The organism is Azoarcus sp. KH32C, from assembly GCF_000349945.1.
In the GTDB taxonomy this organism is placed as follows: Bacteria; Pseudomonadota; Gammaproteobacteria; order Burkholderiales; family Rhodocyclaceae; genus Aromatoleum.
Genome location: NC_020516.1, coordinates 734233 through 748309, shown reverse-complemented (window position 1 = coordinate 748309; position 14077 = coordinate 734233). Strand labels below are relative to the sequence as shown.

Here is a 14077-nt window from a genome sequence, read left to right as displayed (position 1 = left end):
GGACGGGCATTGCCCGTCCCTTTTTTATGCGGTCTAATCGCCATCGAGCCGTGCGACACCCCGGCGGCCCGCGGGAATCCCTGAGACCCATTCGATGGACAAGAGAATCTTTCCGGTACTGCTGACCCTGCTGACGGCTCCGCTCGCGCAGGCTCAGGTATTCAAGTGCGTTGATGCCAACGGCGCGATCACCTACACCAACGATCGCAGCGCCGGGCGGGGCTGCAAGCAGTTGAGCGAAGACCTGCCGGTCTCGTCGGTGCCGGCGCCCGCCAAGCGGACGAACGGCGCAGCGCCTTCGCAATCCACGCCGTCGAACTTCCCCCGCGTCGCTCCCGAAGACCAGCGCAGCCGCGACGACACGCGCCGCCAGGTGCTCGAGAAGGAACTCGCCACCGAGGAGGCGGCGCTCGCCGAAGCGCAGAAAGCACTGGCCGAACAGGAAGCGCAATTCACGCTGGCACAGCGCAAGCTCCCCGTCGCGCAGGCCCGCATCCAGGAACGACAGGACAAGGTCGACACGCACATGCGCAACATCGAGGCGCTGAAAAAGGAAATTGGCAACTTGAGGTAAGGACGCACACCGACTGGCGTGCTTTTTGCGAGACCCGCGACAGGAATCCTCGAGCACGCTTATGCCAACTACAACACCCAAGACCCCCGGCTTTCAGGGCCCCTTCGCCGGCCTGGACCTGCTCTCGTCCGCCGTCGTGCTGGTCGACGAGGCCCTTTCGATCCGCTACCTCAATGCCGGCGCGGAAAACCTCTTCGCGGTGAGCCATCGCCGACTGCTCGGCGCCCCGCTGTCGCAGCTGCTCGGCGATCCGCCCGGCCTGTCCGCGGCGCTGAACAACGCCCTCAACACCAACTGGAGCTACACCGGGCAGGACCTGAAAATCCCGCGTCCGAACGGCGAACCGCTACGCCTCGACTGCATCGTCAGTCCGGCCGAAGCGGCCGGCGTGAGCCTGCTGCTGGAATTCCGCCCGATCGACGCCCAACTCAGGGTCGCTCGCGAAGAACAGCTGCTGCAGCAACAACAGGCCAACCGCGAACTCATCCGCAATCTCGCCCACGAGATCAAGAACCCGCTCGGCGGCATCCGCGGCTCCGCCCAGCTCCTCGAACGCGAACTCGCCGACCCGCAGCTGCGCGAATATACCCAAGTCATCATCGCCGAAGCCGACCGCCTGCAGGACCTGATGAACCGCCTGCTCACCTCGCACTGCATGATGCGCCCCGGCCAGCTCAACATCCACGACGTCCTCGAGCGCGTGCGCCGGCTGATCCTCGCCGAGTTTCCCGACCTGAAAATCCGTCGCGACTATGACACGAGCCTCCCGGATCTGACTGCGGACCGCGAGCAGATGATCCAGGCGATCCTCAACATTGCGCGCAATGCCGCCCAGGCGATGGAAGGCCGCGGCGAGATCCAGCTGCGCACCCGCGTCGCCCGCCAGGTGACGCTCGCCAAGCGCCGCTTCAAACTGGCATTGGAATTGCAAGTCATCGACAACGGCCCCGGCATTCCGGATGAGATTCGCGACAAGATCTTCTATCCGCTCGTATCGGGCCGCGAAGGCGGAAGCGGGCTCGGGCTGTCGCTGGCCCAAAGCTTCATCGAGCAGCATCAGGGCATGATCGACGTGGAGAGCCGCAAGGGATACACCTGCTTCACCATCCTGCTACCGATAATCGACCGCGCATGACCCCAACAGAGCCAGGCGAGGTCGCACCAACATAGTGCATAAGATGAACACCGTCTGGATCGTTGATGATGACCGTTCCATCCGCTGGGTGCTCGAAAAAGCGCTCAGCCGTGAGGACATCCCCCACCGCAGTTTCTCGTCGGCAAACGAGGCCCTTGCCGCGCTCGAAGTCGAGACGCATCCGCCCAAGGTGTTGATTTCAGACATTCGGATGCCCGGCGAATCGGGCCTGGGCCTGCTCAAACGGGTCAAGACGCTGCACCCGCAACTGCCGGTCATCATCATGACCGCCTATTCCGACTTGGAGAGCGCCGTGTCCGCCTTCCAGGGCGGGGCCTTCGAATACCTGCCCAAACCCTTCGACGTCGACCAGGCCGTCGCACTGGTTCAGCGCGCGATTGCGCAAAGCGCGCACCAAACAGGTGCACCAGAGGAGACCGCGCTCACTCCGGAGATCCTCGGCCAGGCGCCGGCGATGCAGGAAGTCTTCCGCGCGATCGGCCGGCTGGCCCAGTCCCATGCCACGGTCCTGATCAACGGCGAATCGGGCTCGGGCAAGGAACTGGTCGCGCGCGCCCTGCATCGTCACAGCCCCCGGCGCGACGCGCCCTTCATCGCGATCAACACCGCTGCGATCCCGCGCGACCTCCTCGAATCCGAACTCTTCGGTCACGAACGCGGAGCCTTCACCGGTGCCGCCGCACAACGGCGAGGCCGCTTCGAGCAGGCCGAAGGCGGCACGCTCTTCCTCGACGAGATCGGCGACATGCCGGCCGAGCTGCAGACCCGCCTGCTGCGAGTGCTCTCGGACAATCACTTCTACCGGGTCGGCGGTCAGCAACCGATTCGCGCCAACGTGCGCGTCATCGCCGCCACCCACCAGAACCTCGAAGATCGCGTCCGCCAGGGACTCTTCCGCGAGGACCTCTTCCATCGCCTCAACGTCATCCGGCTGCGCCTGCCACCGCTGCGCGAGCGCCACGAAGACATCCCCATCCTCGTGCGCCACTTCCTGCAACGCAGCGCCCAGGAATTGGGCGTCGAGCCGAAGCGCATGTCCGACGCGGCCATCAAGTATCTGCAGGCCCAGCCCTTCCCCGGCAACGTCCGTCAACTCGAGAACCTCTGCCACTGGCTCACGGTGATGGCACCCGGGCAGACCGTCGAGATCCCCGACCTGCCGCCCGACATGCGCGACCAACCGGATCGCGAGATGCCGATCAGTTGGTCCGAGGGCCTCGCGCTCGAGACCGACCGCATGATCGCGACCGCGCCCGGCGAGGTCTTCGATCGCCTGACGCGAGAGTTCGAGCGAACGCTGATTCGCCGCGCCCTCAGCGCGACCGGGGGACGACGCATCGAGGCGGCGCAACTCCTGGGCATCGGCCGCAACACGATCACGCGCAAGATCCAGGAACTGGGCATGGACGACGAACGGGCTTCCTCGGCAGACGCCGGACGCCATTCCTCGTCATGATTGCCCCACGCCTGCGCACCATGCTCGTGCATAGGCGTGCAATGTCGGATAATGCCGGCTTTCAGCCTCCGACACGGGAAAGTCCGGCGTGGATTCAACCTCCTCCAACAGCTCATTGTCTGCCGATGCGATTCTGCGGCATCTCGGTCCATTGGGCCGTGAATTCGCCCTGCAAGTACTGGCCGAATGCGCCTCGACCAATAGCCAGTTGATGGACGCACCACCTGCGGATGATGGCCGCGTGCACGTGGTGGTCGCCGAGCGTCAGACCGCCGGCCGTGGCCGTCGCGGCCGGCAATGGCAGTCCTGGAGCGGCGGCAGTCTGACGTTTTCGAGCCTGTGGCGCTTCGCCCCCGGCGCGCCGGTCCCCGCGGGCCTGTCGCTCGTCGCCGGTCTCGCCGTCGTACGCGCCCTTGAAAAGCTCGGACTGCAGGGTCTGCAGCTGAAATGGCCGAATGACGTCCTCGTCAACGGCAGCAAGCTCGCGGGCATTCTCGTCGAACTGCAGCCGGGCCGCGGCCGCACGCCTGCCGCCGTCGTCGGCATCGGTATCAACCTGCGCCTCCCCGACGAGGCACAGATTCCGGACCAGCCGGCGGTCACCGATCTCGCACGCCATCTCGACCCGTCCCCCTCTCCGGAAGCGCTCCTCGCTGCGGTGCTGACCGAGCTCCACCTGCTGTTCGACACCTACGCTGCTGCCGGCTTCACGGCACTACGCGGGGCCTGGCAGCAGCGCAACGCATTTGCGGATCTGCCCGTACGGATCAGCGGCGAAGGCGTGGATGTCGTCGGCGTGTGCATCGGGGTCGATGAGGACGGCGCCCTGTTGGTCCGTAACGAGAAGGGCGTCGCGCGGATCCTGTCCGGCGAAGTGTCGCTGAGGGCTGTCCAGTGATCCTGCTGATCGACGCCGGCAACACGCGTATCAAGTGGGCGGTGCTCGACGGCGATACATGGCTCGCGAACGACGCACTGGCGCACGGCGCGGTAGGGGAATTGCGCGCAATCGCGGCCGCACATCCCGGCGTCACCCGGATCTTCGGCGCCAACGTCGCCGGCCCGCAGGTCGCCGCCGCCATCGCCGACGCGCTGGACGGCCTCGCACCTCCCCCGCAGTGGCTGCAGTCGTCTGCGCAATCCTGCGGCGTCATCAACGCCTACGACAACCCGAGACAACTCGGCTGCGACCGCTGGGCGGCCCTGATCGGCGCACGCGCGCAGCACGCGGGCGCCGGCCTCGTCGTCAATGCCGGCACCGCGACCACCGTCGACGTGCTCGATGCGGACGGCCATTTTCGCGGCGGTATCATCCTTCCGGGCGAACGGCTGATGCGCCGTTCGCTCGCCGGCAACACGGCACAACTGCCCTTCTCGGAGGGCCGGTACACCGCGACGCCCCGCAACACTGCCGACGCGATCGCCTCCGGCTGCCTCAACGCGCAGGCAGGCGCGATCGAGCGCATGTTCCGTCACGTCGCCGACCAAGCCGATGCCTGCTGCCTGTTGAGCGGCGGAGGAGCCGACGCGCTCGCCGGCCTCCTGAACGTCCCACTACGACGCATCGACAACCTCGTACTCAAAGGGCTCGCGGCGATCGCCGCGACGGAGCCGCCCCCAATTCGCTAAGATAATCAGCCGGCATCATCTCCACAACTAAAAGAGGAAGACGACATGACCGAACCGACGCGCATCCTGCTCGAAGAAAACGAAATCCCGACGCACTGGTACAACGTCGTCGCGGACATGCCGAACGCCCCGACCCCGCCGCTGGGCCCGGACGGCAAGCCGGTCAGCCCCGAGCAGCTCCTCGCGATCTTCCCCGGTCAGATCCTCGAACAGGAAATGAGCGCCGAGCGCTGGATTCCGATTCCCGACGAAGTGCGCGAGGTCTACAAGATCTGGCGTCCCAGTCCGCTGATGCGTGCCGTGCGCCTCGAACGCGCCCTTGGCACGCCGGCAAAGATCTTCTTCAAGTACGAAGGCGTCTCGCCCGCCGGCTCGCACAAGCCCAACTCCGCCGTGCCGCAGGCCTTCTACAATCGCCAGGCCGGCATCAAGCGCCTCACCACCGAGACCGGCGCCGGCCAGTGGGGCTCGTCGATCTCCTTCGCCGGCCAGATGTTCGGCCTCGAAGTCCGCGTCTACATGGTCAAGGTCAGCTATCACCAGAAACCCTACCGCCGCCTGATGATGCAGACCTGGGGCGCGGAAGTGTTCGCGAGCCCCTCGGAGCTGACGCAGACCGGCCGCGACGCGCTCGCGCGCGATCCGGAGAACCAGGGCTCGCTTGGTCTCGCGATCTCGGAAGCCGTCGAGGAAGCAGCGGGTCGCGCCGACACCAACTACACGCTCGGCTCGGTGCTCAACCACGTACTGCTGCACCAGACCATCATCGGCCTCGAGGCGAAGAAGCAGTTCGACAAGATCGGCCTCTATCCCGACGTCGTGCTCGGCCCCTGCGGTGGCGGCTCCAGCTTCGGCGGCCTCGCCTTCCCCTTCCTCGCCGACAAGGCGGCGGGTGACGCCCGGGCGCAGAACCTGCGTTGCGTCGCCGTCGAACCCACCTCCTGCCCCACGCTGACCAAGGGCCAATACGCCTACGACTTCGGCGACGCCTCCGGCTTCACGCCGTTGATGAAGATGTACACGCTGGGCCACGACTTCATGCCGCCCGGCATCCACGCCGGTGGCCTGCGCTACCACGGCGACTCGCCGCTCGTGTCGCAGCTCTACCACGAAGGCCTGCTCGAAGCGGTCGCCGTGCCCCAGCTCGCCACCTTCGAGGCCGGCGTCATGTTCGCGCGCAACGAAGGGATCATCCCCGCGCCCGAGTCCTGCCACGCAATCCGTGCCGCGATCGACGAGGCGCTCAAGTGCAAGGCCACCGGCGAACCCAAAGTCATCCTCTTCAACCTCACCGGCCACGGCCACTTCGACATGAGCGCCTACGAGCGCTTCTTCGCGGGGCAGCTCGAAAACTACGACTATCCGGCCGAAGCCGTCGCACAATCGCTGGCGCATCTACCGAAGGTCGGCTGATCGGGTAAGCTTCTCGCCCATGCCCATGAAGCGCGTCCTGTTTCTCGTCCTGCTCCTCCTCAACCTGCTGGCCTTCGCGTTCTCGCGCGGCTGGCTGGGCACGCCGGCGCCCGAGGGGGAGCCGGAACGGCTGACGAACCAGCTCAACCCCGAGCGCATCGTCCTGCGCCCCGCGGAAACCCCGCACGCAGAAGAAGCCAAACCGAAGGCTCCGGAGCCGGTGCCGTCCCCCGAAACGACGCAGGCGCCAGCGCCTGCCGCGGCACCGGCGAACGACGCGAAGGCGCCCGCTGCCAAGGCCGCCAACGGCCACGACGAGACCTGCGTTGCGCTCACGGGCCTGAGCGAAGCCCAAGCCGACAACCTCGCGCAGAACCTGCGCGCGGCAACAGCCGCGGTGCGCGCCACGCACGAGACCGCTACCGCCCCGTCGTCGTGGTGGGTGCACATCCCCGCGAGCGGAGGGAAGGAAGCTGCGGAACGCCGCGTCGCCGAGCTGCGCTCGCTCGGCATCGAGGACTTGTTCATCATGCAGGAGCCGGGGCCAAACCAATACGCCGTGTCGCTGGGCCTGTTCAAGTCCGAAGCCAAGGCGCAGCAACACCTCGCGATGCTGCAGAACAAACGGGTGCGCACGGCGGCCATCGCCACACGCAATACCGTGGTCCATCGCGTCGAAATGCGCGGCTCCGCCGCAGCAGTCGATACCATGTCCGCCTCGCGCGTCGTCCGTCAATCCGGCGCCACCATCGGCGAATGCAAACCATGACTTCCTCACCGTTCATCGTCGGCCTCACCGGCGGCATCGGCAGCGGCAAGAGCGCCGCAGCAACCCGCTTCGCCGAACTCGGCGCCACCGTCGTCGACACCGACCTCATCGCCCATGCCCTCACGGCGCCGGCCGGCCTCGCAATGACACCGATCCGCGAAGCCTTCGGCGACGCCGTGATCGCCCCCGACGGCGCCCTCGATCGCAAGGCCATGCGCGACCGCGCCTTCGCCGATCCATCGGAACGTAAGCGGCTCGAGGCGATCCTTCACCCGATGATCCGTGCAGAATGCGAACGCCGGGCGCGCGAGGCCACGGGCGCATACGTCGTCCTGGTCGTGCCGCTCCTGGTCGAATCCGGGAGCTACCGCGAACGCTGCCACCGCATCTGCATCGTGGATTGCCCGGAGGAACTCCAAGTCGCGCGCGTCATGGCGCGCAACGGCATTCCCGAGGCCCAGGTACGCGCCATCATGGCAACCCAGGCAACGCGCGAAGCCCGTCTTGCCGCCGCCGACGATGTCATCGACAACAGCAGCGATCTGCCGGCACTAATCGCTCAGGCCGACCGTCTGCACCAGGCCTACCTCCAGGCCGCACGTGCAGCACGGCCGATTACGCTTCCGTAATCACGACCCGCCATCGCCGACTTCAATCGCAACCGGCCGCGGCATAGGCCCTGTGCTATCATCGCCGCAACCAATTCGAGACTCCTGTCAATTTCGGGCGCAACGCGGTGATCAGCTACGAATATCCTCTCAACGAGCGTATCCGCACGCTCCTGCGCCTCGAGGACCTGTACCAGAAGCTCGCCCACTTCCTGCGCGGAGAAGCCGCGCTGGACCATCACGTCGCACTGCAAACCCTGTTCGAGATCCTCGAAGTCGCCAGCCGGGCCGACCTGAAGGTCGACCTGGTGCAGGAGTTGGAGCGCCAGCGCCAGATCCTCCTGTCCTTCCGCAACAACCCCGAGATCTCCGAAGAAGCGCTCTCCGGCGCCCTGTATGAAATCGAACAGGCCTCGTCCTCGCTGCTCGCGATGGCCGGCAAGATCGGCCAGTACCTGCGCGAAAACGAATGGCTGATGGCGATCCGCAGCCGCGCGACGATCCCCGGCGGCGTGTGCCAGTTCGACCTGCCCTCCTACCATTACTGGCTCAACCGCGATCCCGAACAGCGCCGCAGCGACCTCGGCGGCTGGAGTCATCCCCTGATGCCGATCCGCGACGGCCTGACTATCGTGTTGCGCCTGCTGCGCGCCAGCGGTCGCCCCGAAATGCAACTTGCGCGCGCCGGAACGTACCAATTGATGATGGCCGGCCGCAGTGCCCAGATGCTGCGGCTACGGGTTTCCCCCGCCGACGCGGTGGTGCCCGAAATCAGCGCCAACAAGTACGCGCTGAACGTGCGCTTCATGCTGTCGGAAACGGTTCTCCGCCCCCGTCTCGCCGAGCGCGACGTTCAGTTCGAACTGACTTTCTGTAGCCTCTGAGGGCCCCGGCATGTCCCAGGTCCGCACCGTCAAATGCCCGCAATGCGGCGCCCCGGTCCCGTGGGTGCCCGAAAGCCGCTATCGTCCGTTCTGCTCCGAACGTTGCAAGCAGATCGATCTCGGCGCCTGGGCCTCCGAAAGCTATCGAATGCCAGCCTCGGCCCCGGGCGACCCGGGCGAAGGCGACGACGCCCCCGGCCCGCGTCAGAACGACTGATCCCAGCTCGCGCGAATCGCGGCGACGCCATGCGCGCCGTGCGAACGCGCAACATCCATATCAGCCGGTCCGACCCCACCGAGCGCCAGCACCGGTATCGGCAGATCCCGCACCAGCTCCTCGAACCGCTCCCACCCGAGCGCCGGCTGCCCCGGATGGGTGCGAGTCGGCAGAACCGCGCCCAGGACCGCGTAATCGAGCCCAAGCGCCGCTGCCCGTTCGAGCTCCGCCCGGGTATGGCACGAGGCACCGACCCACTCGAAGTCCGGACGCTCGGCCAGCTCGCCCAGCTGATCGGCCGATAGGTGCACGCCGTGGGCTCCCGCCCTCGCCGCCGCCTCCAGATCCCGGTTCACCACGACCGTCGCATCACACGAGCGCGCCCGTTCGAGCACGCGCTGTAGCAGTTGCAGGCGATCGCCCGTCGTCATCTGCGGCTCGCGCACCTGCACCAAGCGCAATCCACGCGCAAAGGCCGCGTCGAGCCGCTCGAGCTGCCCCTCGACGCCCATCTCCGCGCACTGCGTAATGCCCATCCAGCGCGGCAGACGCAGCGCCTTCAGGATCGGCCCATTGGCAGGCAGCATCGGCCCGACTGCAGGCCGATCCATGGACTCCCACGACAGCGCGCTGTGCACGTGGTCGCTGACCGTTCCCTCCCACTCGGCCACTTCAAAGAAGTGCAGCCGGACGTGCGCATGTTCGTAGAGGTGTTCCCGCGTCACCCACGGATAAACCTTTCCGACCCGGATCCCCAGCTCCTCGTCGAGCTCACGCACCAGGGCGGCCGCCGGCGACTCGCCCGCCTCCACCTTGCCGCCCGGAAACTCCCAATATCCCGCATAGAAGGTATCCGGGGCGCGCTGTCCCAGCAAAAACCGCCCGTCCGGGCGCACGATCACGCCCGCAGCCACATCGACCCGCTTCTTCATCCCCGGCCCACCGTCACTCGCCACGCCCGGCCCAATCGCGGGCGAATTGCCACGCCACCCGCCCCGAGCGCGAACCGCGCATCAGCGCCCATTGCAGCGCCTCCTGCCGTGCCTCGTCGATAGCCTGTTTGCCCAGACCGAATGCCTTCAACCAGTACGCAACGATCTCCAGGTACTCGTCCTGACTGAAGGGATAGAAGGAAATCCAGAGTCCGAAGCGCTCGGACAGCGAAATTTTCTCCTCGACCGCTTCGCCGGGATGGATCTCGCCGTCGACGTGCCGCGTCTGCAGATTCTCGTCGTGATATTCCGGCATCAGATGGCGCCGGTTCGAGGTCGCGTAGATCAGCACGTTATCGGGAACCGCCGCGATCGAGCCATCCAGCACGCTCTTCAACGCCTTGTAGGCCGCCTCGCCCTCCTCGAACGACAAGTCGTCGCAAAAGAGGATGAAGCGCTCGGGCCGCCCCTGCACCAGATCGACGATCTCCGGCAGGTCGATCAGATCGGCCTTGTCGACCTCGATCAGGCGCAGCCCCTTCGGCGCATACGCATTCAGCAGGGCTTTGACGAGCGAGGACTTGCCCGTCCCGCGTGCGCCGGTCAGCAGGACGTTGTTGGCGCGGCGGCCGGCCAGGAACTGCCGCGTGTTCTGGTCGATACGGGCCTTCTGGTCGTCGATATCGCGCAGATCCTTGAGGCGGATTCCGTGCGGATGCACGATCGGCTGCAGCCAGGCCCGGCCGTTGCGCCGCCGCCACAGGAAAGCCACGGCTGCCGACCAATCCGGCGCCTCCGCCGCGCGCGGCAACAACAACTCCAAACGATCCATCAACTGCTCTGCGCGTGCGATCAGACGAACGACGTCATTCATCGTGCTCACTACTCCCTTCGATCTCTTTCGTATCACGGCCTTTCGGCCAGGTCGCCCAAACAATGATCAGTAACAAGGCCAAGGCAACGCCCGCCTCGAGAAAAATGACCCACATGCTGCCTCCGCAAAGACATCGAGCTCGCCGGGCACCTGCCGCCAGTCGCCGCTATACTGGCGAGCCTTCGTCGTCCCGTCAAACCGAATCCCCATGAAACGGCGCTCCACCCGTTACTCTGCCTGCCGTCCCCTCGTTCTCCTGGCTGCCTCCCTCCTCGCTGCCTGCGCAAGCCAGCCTCCGGCCCCCATAGCCGGTGACAACACGCAGACCTGCCCGCCCCCCAGGGCCTGCCCTGCCTGCCCCGTATGCCCGGCTCCGACGGTCAGCCCCCCGGTTGCGCCGACGGAAGTCCCCCCACCCGCAGCCCCGCTGCAGCGCGCGCAGTGGGGCGAACTCAACGGCTGGACGAATGACGACCTGACCCAGGCCTGGCCGGCACTGCGCGCCTCTTGCAAGGGACTCGCCAAGCAGGCGCGCTGGAAGCCCTTCTGCGACGCAGCTCAAGCCCTCGGCGACCGTCCCGCAGCGCCGGCGATTCGCCGCCTGATCGAGGACAAGCTCGTCCCGTGGGCCGTCCACAACCCTGACAACTCGACCGAGGGCCTCATCACCGGCTATTACGAGCCCCTGATCAAGGGCAGCCGCACGCGCTCCGACCGCTACCCGTGGCCGATACACGGCGTTCCACCCGACCTGCTCACCGTCGACTTCGGCGATCTCTATCCGGACCTGCGTAATTTGCGGCTCCGCGGCCGCCTCGTCGGCAACAAGGTGGTCCCCTATTGGACTCGCGCCGAATTCGACGCAATGCAGGACCGCACGCCGGCCCCGGTGCTCCTATGGGCGGCCGACCCCATCGAGCTCTTCTTCCTGCAGGTCCAAGGCTCGGGCCGCGTCGAATTGCCCGACGGGACGCGCGTCCGCGTCGGCTACGCGGACCAGAACGGCCATCCCTACCAGTCGATCGGCCGCTGGCTCGTCGCCCAAGGCGAGCTGCCCCTCGAAAAAGCCTCGATGGAAGGCATCAAGAACTGGGCAAAGACCAACCCGCAACGGCTGCCCGAACTCTTACACAGCAATCCAAGCTACGTGTTCTTCAAGGAAATGGCCGCGACCAATGACGGCCCGACCGGCGCCCTGGGTGTTCCGCTGACGGCAGGGCGGAGCATCGCCGTCGATCCGCGCAGCATTCCCCTCGGTGCGCCGGTCTTCCTCTCGAGCACGTTCCCGCTCTCCGATCGACCATTGCGGCGCCTGATGTTCGCCCAGGACACCGGCGGGGCCATCAAGGGCGCGGTGCGCGCCGACTTCTTCTGGGGATTCGGTGCCGAAGCCGGCACCCAGGCAGGACGAATGCGCCAGCAAGGCCAACTGTGGGTCCTGCAACCCAGGGACGATGCCGCTCAATAAACAACCGCCGAGCCGCGGATCAAGAACGATCCGCGCCCGGCAGGACTGCCCTTACTTGGTCACGCCCGCGAGCGCCTCCTCCAGCTGGGCCGCAGCGACATAACCGCCGATCCGGCGCCCGTCCGCGAGGAAGAGCGTCGGCGTTCCGTTGATGCGCAGCTTGCGCCCCAACTCGACGTTGCGGTCGACGACCTCGCTATCACACTTCGGCCCGGAAGGAGGCGCCTTCGCCTCGAGAATCCAGTCGTTCCAGGCTTTGGCCCGGTCCTTCGAACACCAGATCGTGCGCGACTTCTCGGTCGAGTCCGGCGTCAGGATCGGATACAGGAAGGTATAAAGCGTCACGTTCTTCACCTGCGTCAGCTCTTTCGCCAGGCGCTTGCAGTAGGTGCAGTTCGGGTCCTCGAAGGTGACCAGCACGCGCGAGCCATTGCCCCGTACCTGCTTGATCGCCTGGTCGAGCGGCAGCGTTCCGAAATCGATCGCCGACAACTGCGCCATCCGTGCGGCCGTGACATCACGACGCGTCTTGGTGTCGATGACACGGCCGTCGAGCAGGAACGTGACCTTGTCGTCCGTATAAACGAGCTCCCCGCTCTTCATCAGCACTTCATACAGCCCGCCGTAAGGGACCTTGGCGACCGACTCGACGGCGCTGGGCGATCCGACAAACGCCTCCACGGCCTTCTTCACCGCCGCCTCGTCCGCGTACGCCACTCCCGGCAGCACCACCGCCACCGTTCCCAGCGCAGCCACCATCGCGCGCAGTTTTTCGATCGCCATCAAACTCTCCAGAAAATCAGAACCGTCCGCTCGTTGCATAGCGCACGAGCACGTCCCTTACGACCGGGACCCGGTCGGTCAGGTTCAATCCGACATTGCGCAAAACCGAAACCAGGGGATTACGCGACCCGAACAGGCGATTGAGCCCGTGCGTCGTATATTGCAGCAACCAGGGCTCCTCGGCGCGCGCCCGCGCATAGCCTCGCAGTACTGCGAGATCGCCGGGATCGCGCCACGGGGGCAATGCGCGAAGCATGTCGGCGAGCTGCTTCGCATCATGGAATCCGAGATTGATGCCGTGGCCGGACAAAGGATGGATCGCATGAGCGGCATCGCCGACCAAGGCCAGTCGCGGCTTGACCACGCACTCGACCCGCATGAAACGCAGCGGGAAGGCCACCGCCGGCGTCACCGGTTCGAGCCGTCCGAGCACGTCGCCCGCCGCTTCCGCCACTCTTCGAGCGAGGTCGGTGGGCTCCAGCCCCAGCAACTCCTCCGCCTTGCTGTCCGCGCATGACCACACCATCGAGACCATTTGTTGTGGAAGCGGCAGCAAGGCCAGGATGCCGTCATCCCTGAACCACTGAAAGGCGCGATTGCGATGGTCTTTCTCGCAACGAAAGTTCCCGACGACGCCTCGCTCTCCATAGGGCTTGCTCTCCACGCGAATCCCGGCGCGCTCGCGCACCCACGAGTTGGCCCCGTCCGCGCCGATCAGCAAACGGCAATGCGCCCGTCTTCCGTCCGACAGGACAATCGTCTGGCGGTCCGCCCCGTGAATCAATTCCTGCGGCGAACAGCCCGTCAGCATCGTCACGTTGTGCTGACGCTTCACCGTCTCCCACAACTCCCGGTGAATTCTCCCGGCCTCGACGATCCAGGCCAGTTCAGATAGACCGCTGTCGTAAGCTGCGAATTCCAGTTGCCCTCCGGCGTCGCCCCGGATCGACATCGCATGCACCGGCGCAATCCTTCCAAGGTCCAGATGCTGCCACACGCCGATTTCCTGCAGGAAGGCCGCACAGAGCGGGCTCACGGCATAGACCCGCGGATCCCAGCCCTCGGCGAGCACAGGCGGACGAGGCTCGACGAGTCCGATACGGTATCGGGTGCCCTGTAGGGCGACGGCGAGACTCGCTCCCGCGAGTCCGCCGCCAACGATGATCAGGTCAAAGTCCATGAATCGCGCAATTACGCAAAGAGGATCGATTCTGCCGCATGCAGCCGATCAAGTCACGGCGTCCGCCATGCGCAGATCAAGACTTACACGACAAGCGCTGTCGACGTAAAAAAAGCCGCGGATCTGTATGAGAT

General features: G+C 66.1%; 16 protein-coding genes. 11 read left to right on the top strand and 5 right to left on the bottom strand.

Annotated features, from left to right (window positions below; all coding sequences use genetic code 11):
* Window positions 1-94: 94 nt before the first annotated feature.
* The 10 genes from AZKH_RS03320 to AZKH_RS03275 all read left to right on the top strand — a co-directional run bounded on the left by AZKH_RS03320 (window position 95) and on the right by AZKH_RS03275 (window position 8706).
* Window positions 95-574, top strand: a complete 480-nt coding sequence (locus AZKH_RS03320; protein WP_015434325.1) for a DUF4124 domain-containing protein — start codon at window positions 95-97, stop codon at window positions 572-574.
* A gap of 61 nt (window positions 575-635) precedes the next feature.
* Window positions 636-1709, top strand: coding sequence for a nitrogen regulation protein NR(II) (glnL, locus tag AZKH_RS03315; RefSeq protein ID WP_015434324.1), 1074 nt, complete (start codon window positions 636-638; stop codon window positions 1707-1709).
* A 43-nt stretch (window positions 1710-1752) separates the two neighbouring features.
* Window positions 1753-3186, top strand: coding sequence for a nitrogen regulation protein NR(I) (ntrC, locus tag AZKH_RS03310; protein ID WP_041655865.1), 1434 nt, complete (start codon window positions 1753-1755; stop codon window positions 3184-3186).
* 88 nt (window positions 3187-3274) lie between these two features.
* Window positions 3275-4084 carry a biotin--[acetyl-CoA-carboxylase] ligase gene (locus AZKH_RS03305; RefSeq protein WP_041655863.1) on the top strand — a complete coding sequence of 270 codons (810 nt, stop codon included), beginning with the start codon at window positions 3275-3277 and terminating at the stop codon, window positions 4082-4084.
* Complete coding sequence (locus tag AZKH_RS03300; protein WP_015434321.1) at window positions 4081-4815, top strand: type III pantothenate kinase; 735 nt, start codon at window positions 4081-4083, stop codon at window positions 4813-4815. Before AZKH_RS03305 ends, AZKH_RS03300 begins: the two co-directional genes overlap by 4 nt.
* A gap of 45 nt (window positions 4816-4860) precedes the next feature.
* Window positions 4861-6228: a TrpB-like pyridoxal phosphate-dependent enzyme gene (locus AZKH_RS03295; RefSeq protein WP_015434320.1), complete on the top strand. Its 1368-nt coding sequence runs from the start codon at window positions 4861-4863 to the stop codon at window positions 6226-6228.
* Window positions 6229-6253: 25 nt separating this feature from the next.
* Window positions 6254-6997, top strand: coding sequence for an SPOR domain-containing protein (locus tag AZKH_RS03290; RefSeq protein ID WP_015434319.1), 744 nt, complete (start codon window positions 6254-6256; stop codon window positions 6995-6997).
* Window positions 6994-7626 carry a dephospho-CoA kinase gene (coaE, locus tag AZKH_RS03285; RefSeq protein ID WP_015434318.1) on the top strand — a complete coding sequence of 211 codons (633 nt, stop codon included), beginning with the start codon at window positions 6994-6996 and terminating at the stop codon, window positions 7624-7626. Before AZKH_RS03290 ends, coaE begins: the two co-directional genes overlap by 4 nt.
* 107 nt (window positions 7627-7733) lie before the next feature.
* The gene (zapD, locus tag AZKH_RS03280) at window positions 7734-8489 is read left to right on the top strand and encodes a cell division protein ZapD (protein ID WP_015434316.1); all 756 of its coding nucleotides are present in this window, start codon (window positions 7734-7736) and stop codon (window positions 8487-8489) included.
* A 10-nt stretch (window positions 8490-8499) separates the two neighbouring features.
* Window positions 8500-8706 carry a DNA gyrase inhibitor YacG gene (locus tag AZKH_RS03275; protein WP_015434315.1) on the top strand — a complete coding sequence of 69 codons (207 nt, stop codon included), beginning with the start codon at window positions 8500-8502 and terminating at the stop codon, window positions 8704-8706.
* Here AZKH_RS03275 and AZKH_RS03270 read toward each other — a convergent pair.
* Genes AZKH_RS03270 through AZKH_RS27845 form a run of 3 tightly spaced genes read right to left on the bottom strand, consistent with a single transcriptional unit; the run spans window position 8694 to window position 10627 of the window.
* A complete protein-coding gene (locus AZKH_RS03270) occupies window positions 8694-9638 on the bottom strand; it encodes a Nudix family hydrolase (protein ID WP_015434314.1) in 945 nt (314 codons plus the stop codon). The two genes, AZKH_RS03275 and AZKH_RS03270, sit on opposite strands and share 13 nt — an antisense overlap.
* Window positions 9639-9651: 13 nt before the next feature.
* Entirely contained in the window at window positions 9652-10512 is an 861-nt protein-coding gene (locus AZKH_RS03265; protein ID WP_015434313.1) for an ATP-binding protein, read from the bottom strand.
* Window positions 10505-10627 carry a hypothetical protein gene (locus AZKH_RS27845; RefSeq protein ID WP_255345581.1) on the bottom strand — a complete coding sequence of 41 codons (123 nt, stop codon included), beginning with the start codon at window positions 10625-10627 and terminating at the stop codon, window positions 10505-10507. The genes AZKH_RS03265 and AZKH_RS27845 overlap by 8 nt, the downstream gene beginning before the upstream one ends.
* 93 nt (window positions 10628-10720) lie before the next feature.
* Here AZKH_RS27845 and AZKH_RS03260 point away from each other — a divergent pair, with 93 nt between their 5' ends.
* Complete coding sequence (locus AZKH_RS03260; protein WP_015434312.1) at window positions 10721-11980, top strand: murein transglycosylase A; 1260 nt, start codon at window positions 10721-10723, stop codon at window positions 11978-11980.
* Window positions 11981-12031: 51 nt separating this feature from the next.
* Here the strand turns inward: AZKH_RS03260 and AZKH_RS03255 are convergent, their stop codons facing one another.
* Both AZKH_RS03255 and AZKH_RS03250 read right to left on the bottom strand, forming a co-directional pair.
* Window positions 12032-12763 (bottom strand): DsbC family protein, encoded by a 732-nt coding sequence (locus tag AZKH_RS03255; RefSeq protein ID WP_015434311.1) that lies wholly within the window; start codon window positions 12761-12763, stop codon window positions 12032-12034.
* 16 nt (window positions 12764-12779) lie between these two features.
* Window positions 12780-13943 carry a UbiH/UbiF family hydroxylase gene (locus tag AZKH_RS03250; RefSeq protein ID WP_015434310.1) on the bottom strand — a complete coding sequence of 388 codons (1164 nt, stop codon included), beginning with the start codon at window positions 13941-13943 and terminating at the stop codon, window positions 12780-12782.
* Window positions 13944-14077 lie beyond the last annotated feature (134 nt).

Bases quoted from the DNA above. Each gene is read 5' to 3' on its own strand.
- AZKH_RS03320 (WP_015434325.1), top strand. From the start codon at position 95: ATGGACAAGAGAATCTTTCCGGTACTGCTGACCCTGCTGACGGCTCCG.
- glnL (WP_015434324.1), top strand. From the start codon at position 636: ATGCCAACTACAACACCCAAGACCCCCGGCTTTCAGGGCCCCTTCGCC.
- ntrC (WP_041655865.1), top strand. From the start codon at position 1,753: ATGAACACCGTCTGGATCGTTGATGATGACCGTTCCATCCGCTGGGTG.
- AZKH_RS03295 (WP_015434320.1), top strand. From the start codon at position 4,861: ATGACCGAACCGACGCGCATCCTGCTCGAAGAAAACGAAATCCCGACG.
- AZKH_RS03290 (WP_015434319.1), top strand. From the start codon at position 6,254: ATGAAGCGCGTCCTGTTTCTCGTCCTGCTCCTCCTCAACCTGCTGGCC.
- coaE (WP_015434318.1), top strand. From the start codon at position 6,994: ATGACTTCCTCACCGTTCATCGTCGGCCTCACCGGCGGCATCGGCAGC.
- AZKH_RS03275 (WP_015434315.1), top strand. From the start codon at position 8,500: ATGTCCCAGGTCCGCACCGTCAAATGCCCGCAATGCGGCGCCCCGGTC.
- AZKH_RS03270 (WP_015434314.1), bottom strand. From the start codon at position 9,638: ATGAAGAAGCGGGTCGATGTGGCTGCGGGCGTGATCGTGCGCCCGGAC.
- AZKH_RS03265 (WP_015434313.1), bottom strand. From the start codon at position 10,512: ATGAATGACGTCGTTCGTCTGATCGCACGCGCAGAGCAGTTGATGGAT.
- AZKH_RS27845 (WP_255345581.1), bottom strand. From the start codon at position 10,627: ATGTGGGTCATTTTTCTCGAGGCGGGCGTTGCCTTGGCCTTGTTACTG.
- AZKH_RS03260 (WP_015434312.1), top strand. From the start codon at position 10,721: ATGAAACGGCGCTCCACCCGTTACTCTGCCTGCCGTCCCCTCGTTCTC.
- AZKH_RS03255 (WP_015434311.1), bottom strand. From the start codon at position 12,763: ATGGCGATCGAAAAACTGCGCGCGATGGTGGCTGCGCTGGGAACGGTG.
- AZKH_RS03250 (WP_015434310.1), bottom strand. From the start codon at position 13,943: ATGGACTTTGACCTGATCATCGTTGGCGGCGGACTCGCGGGAGCGAGT.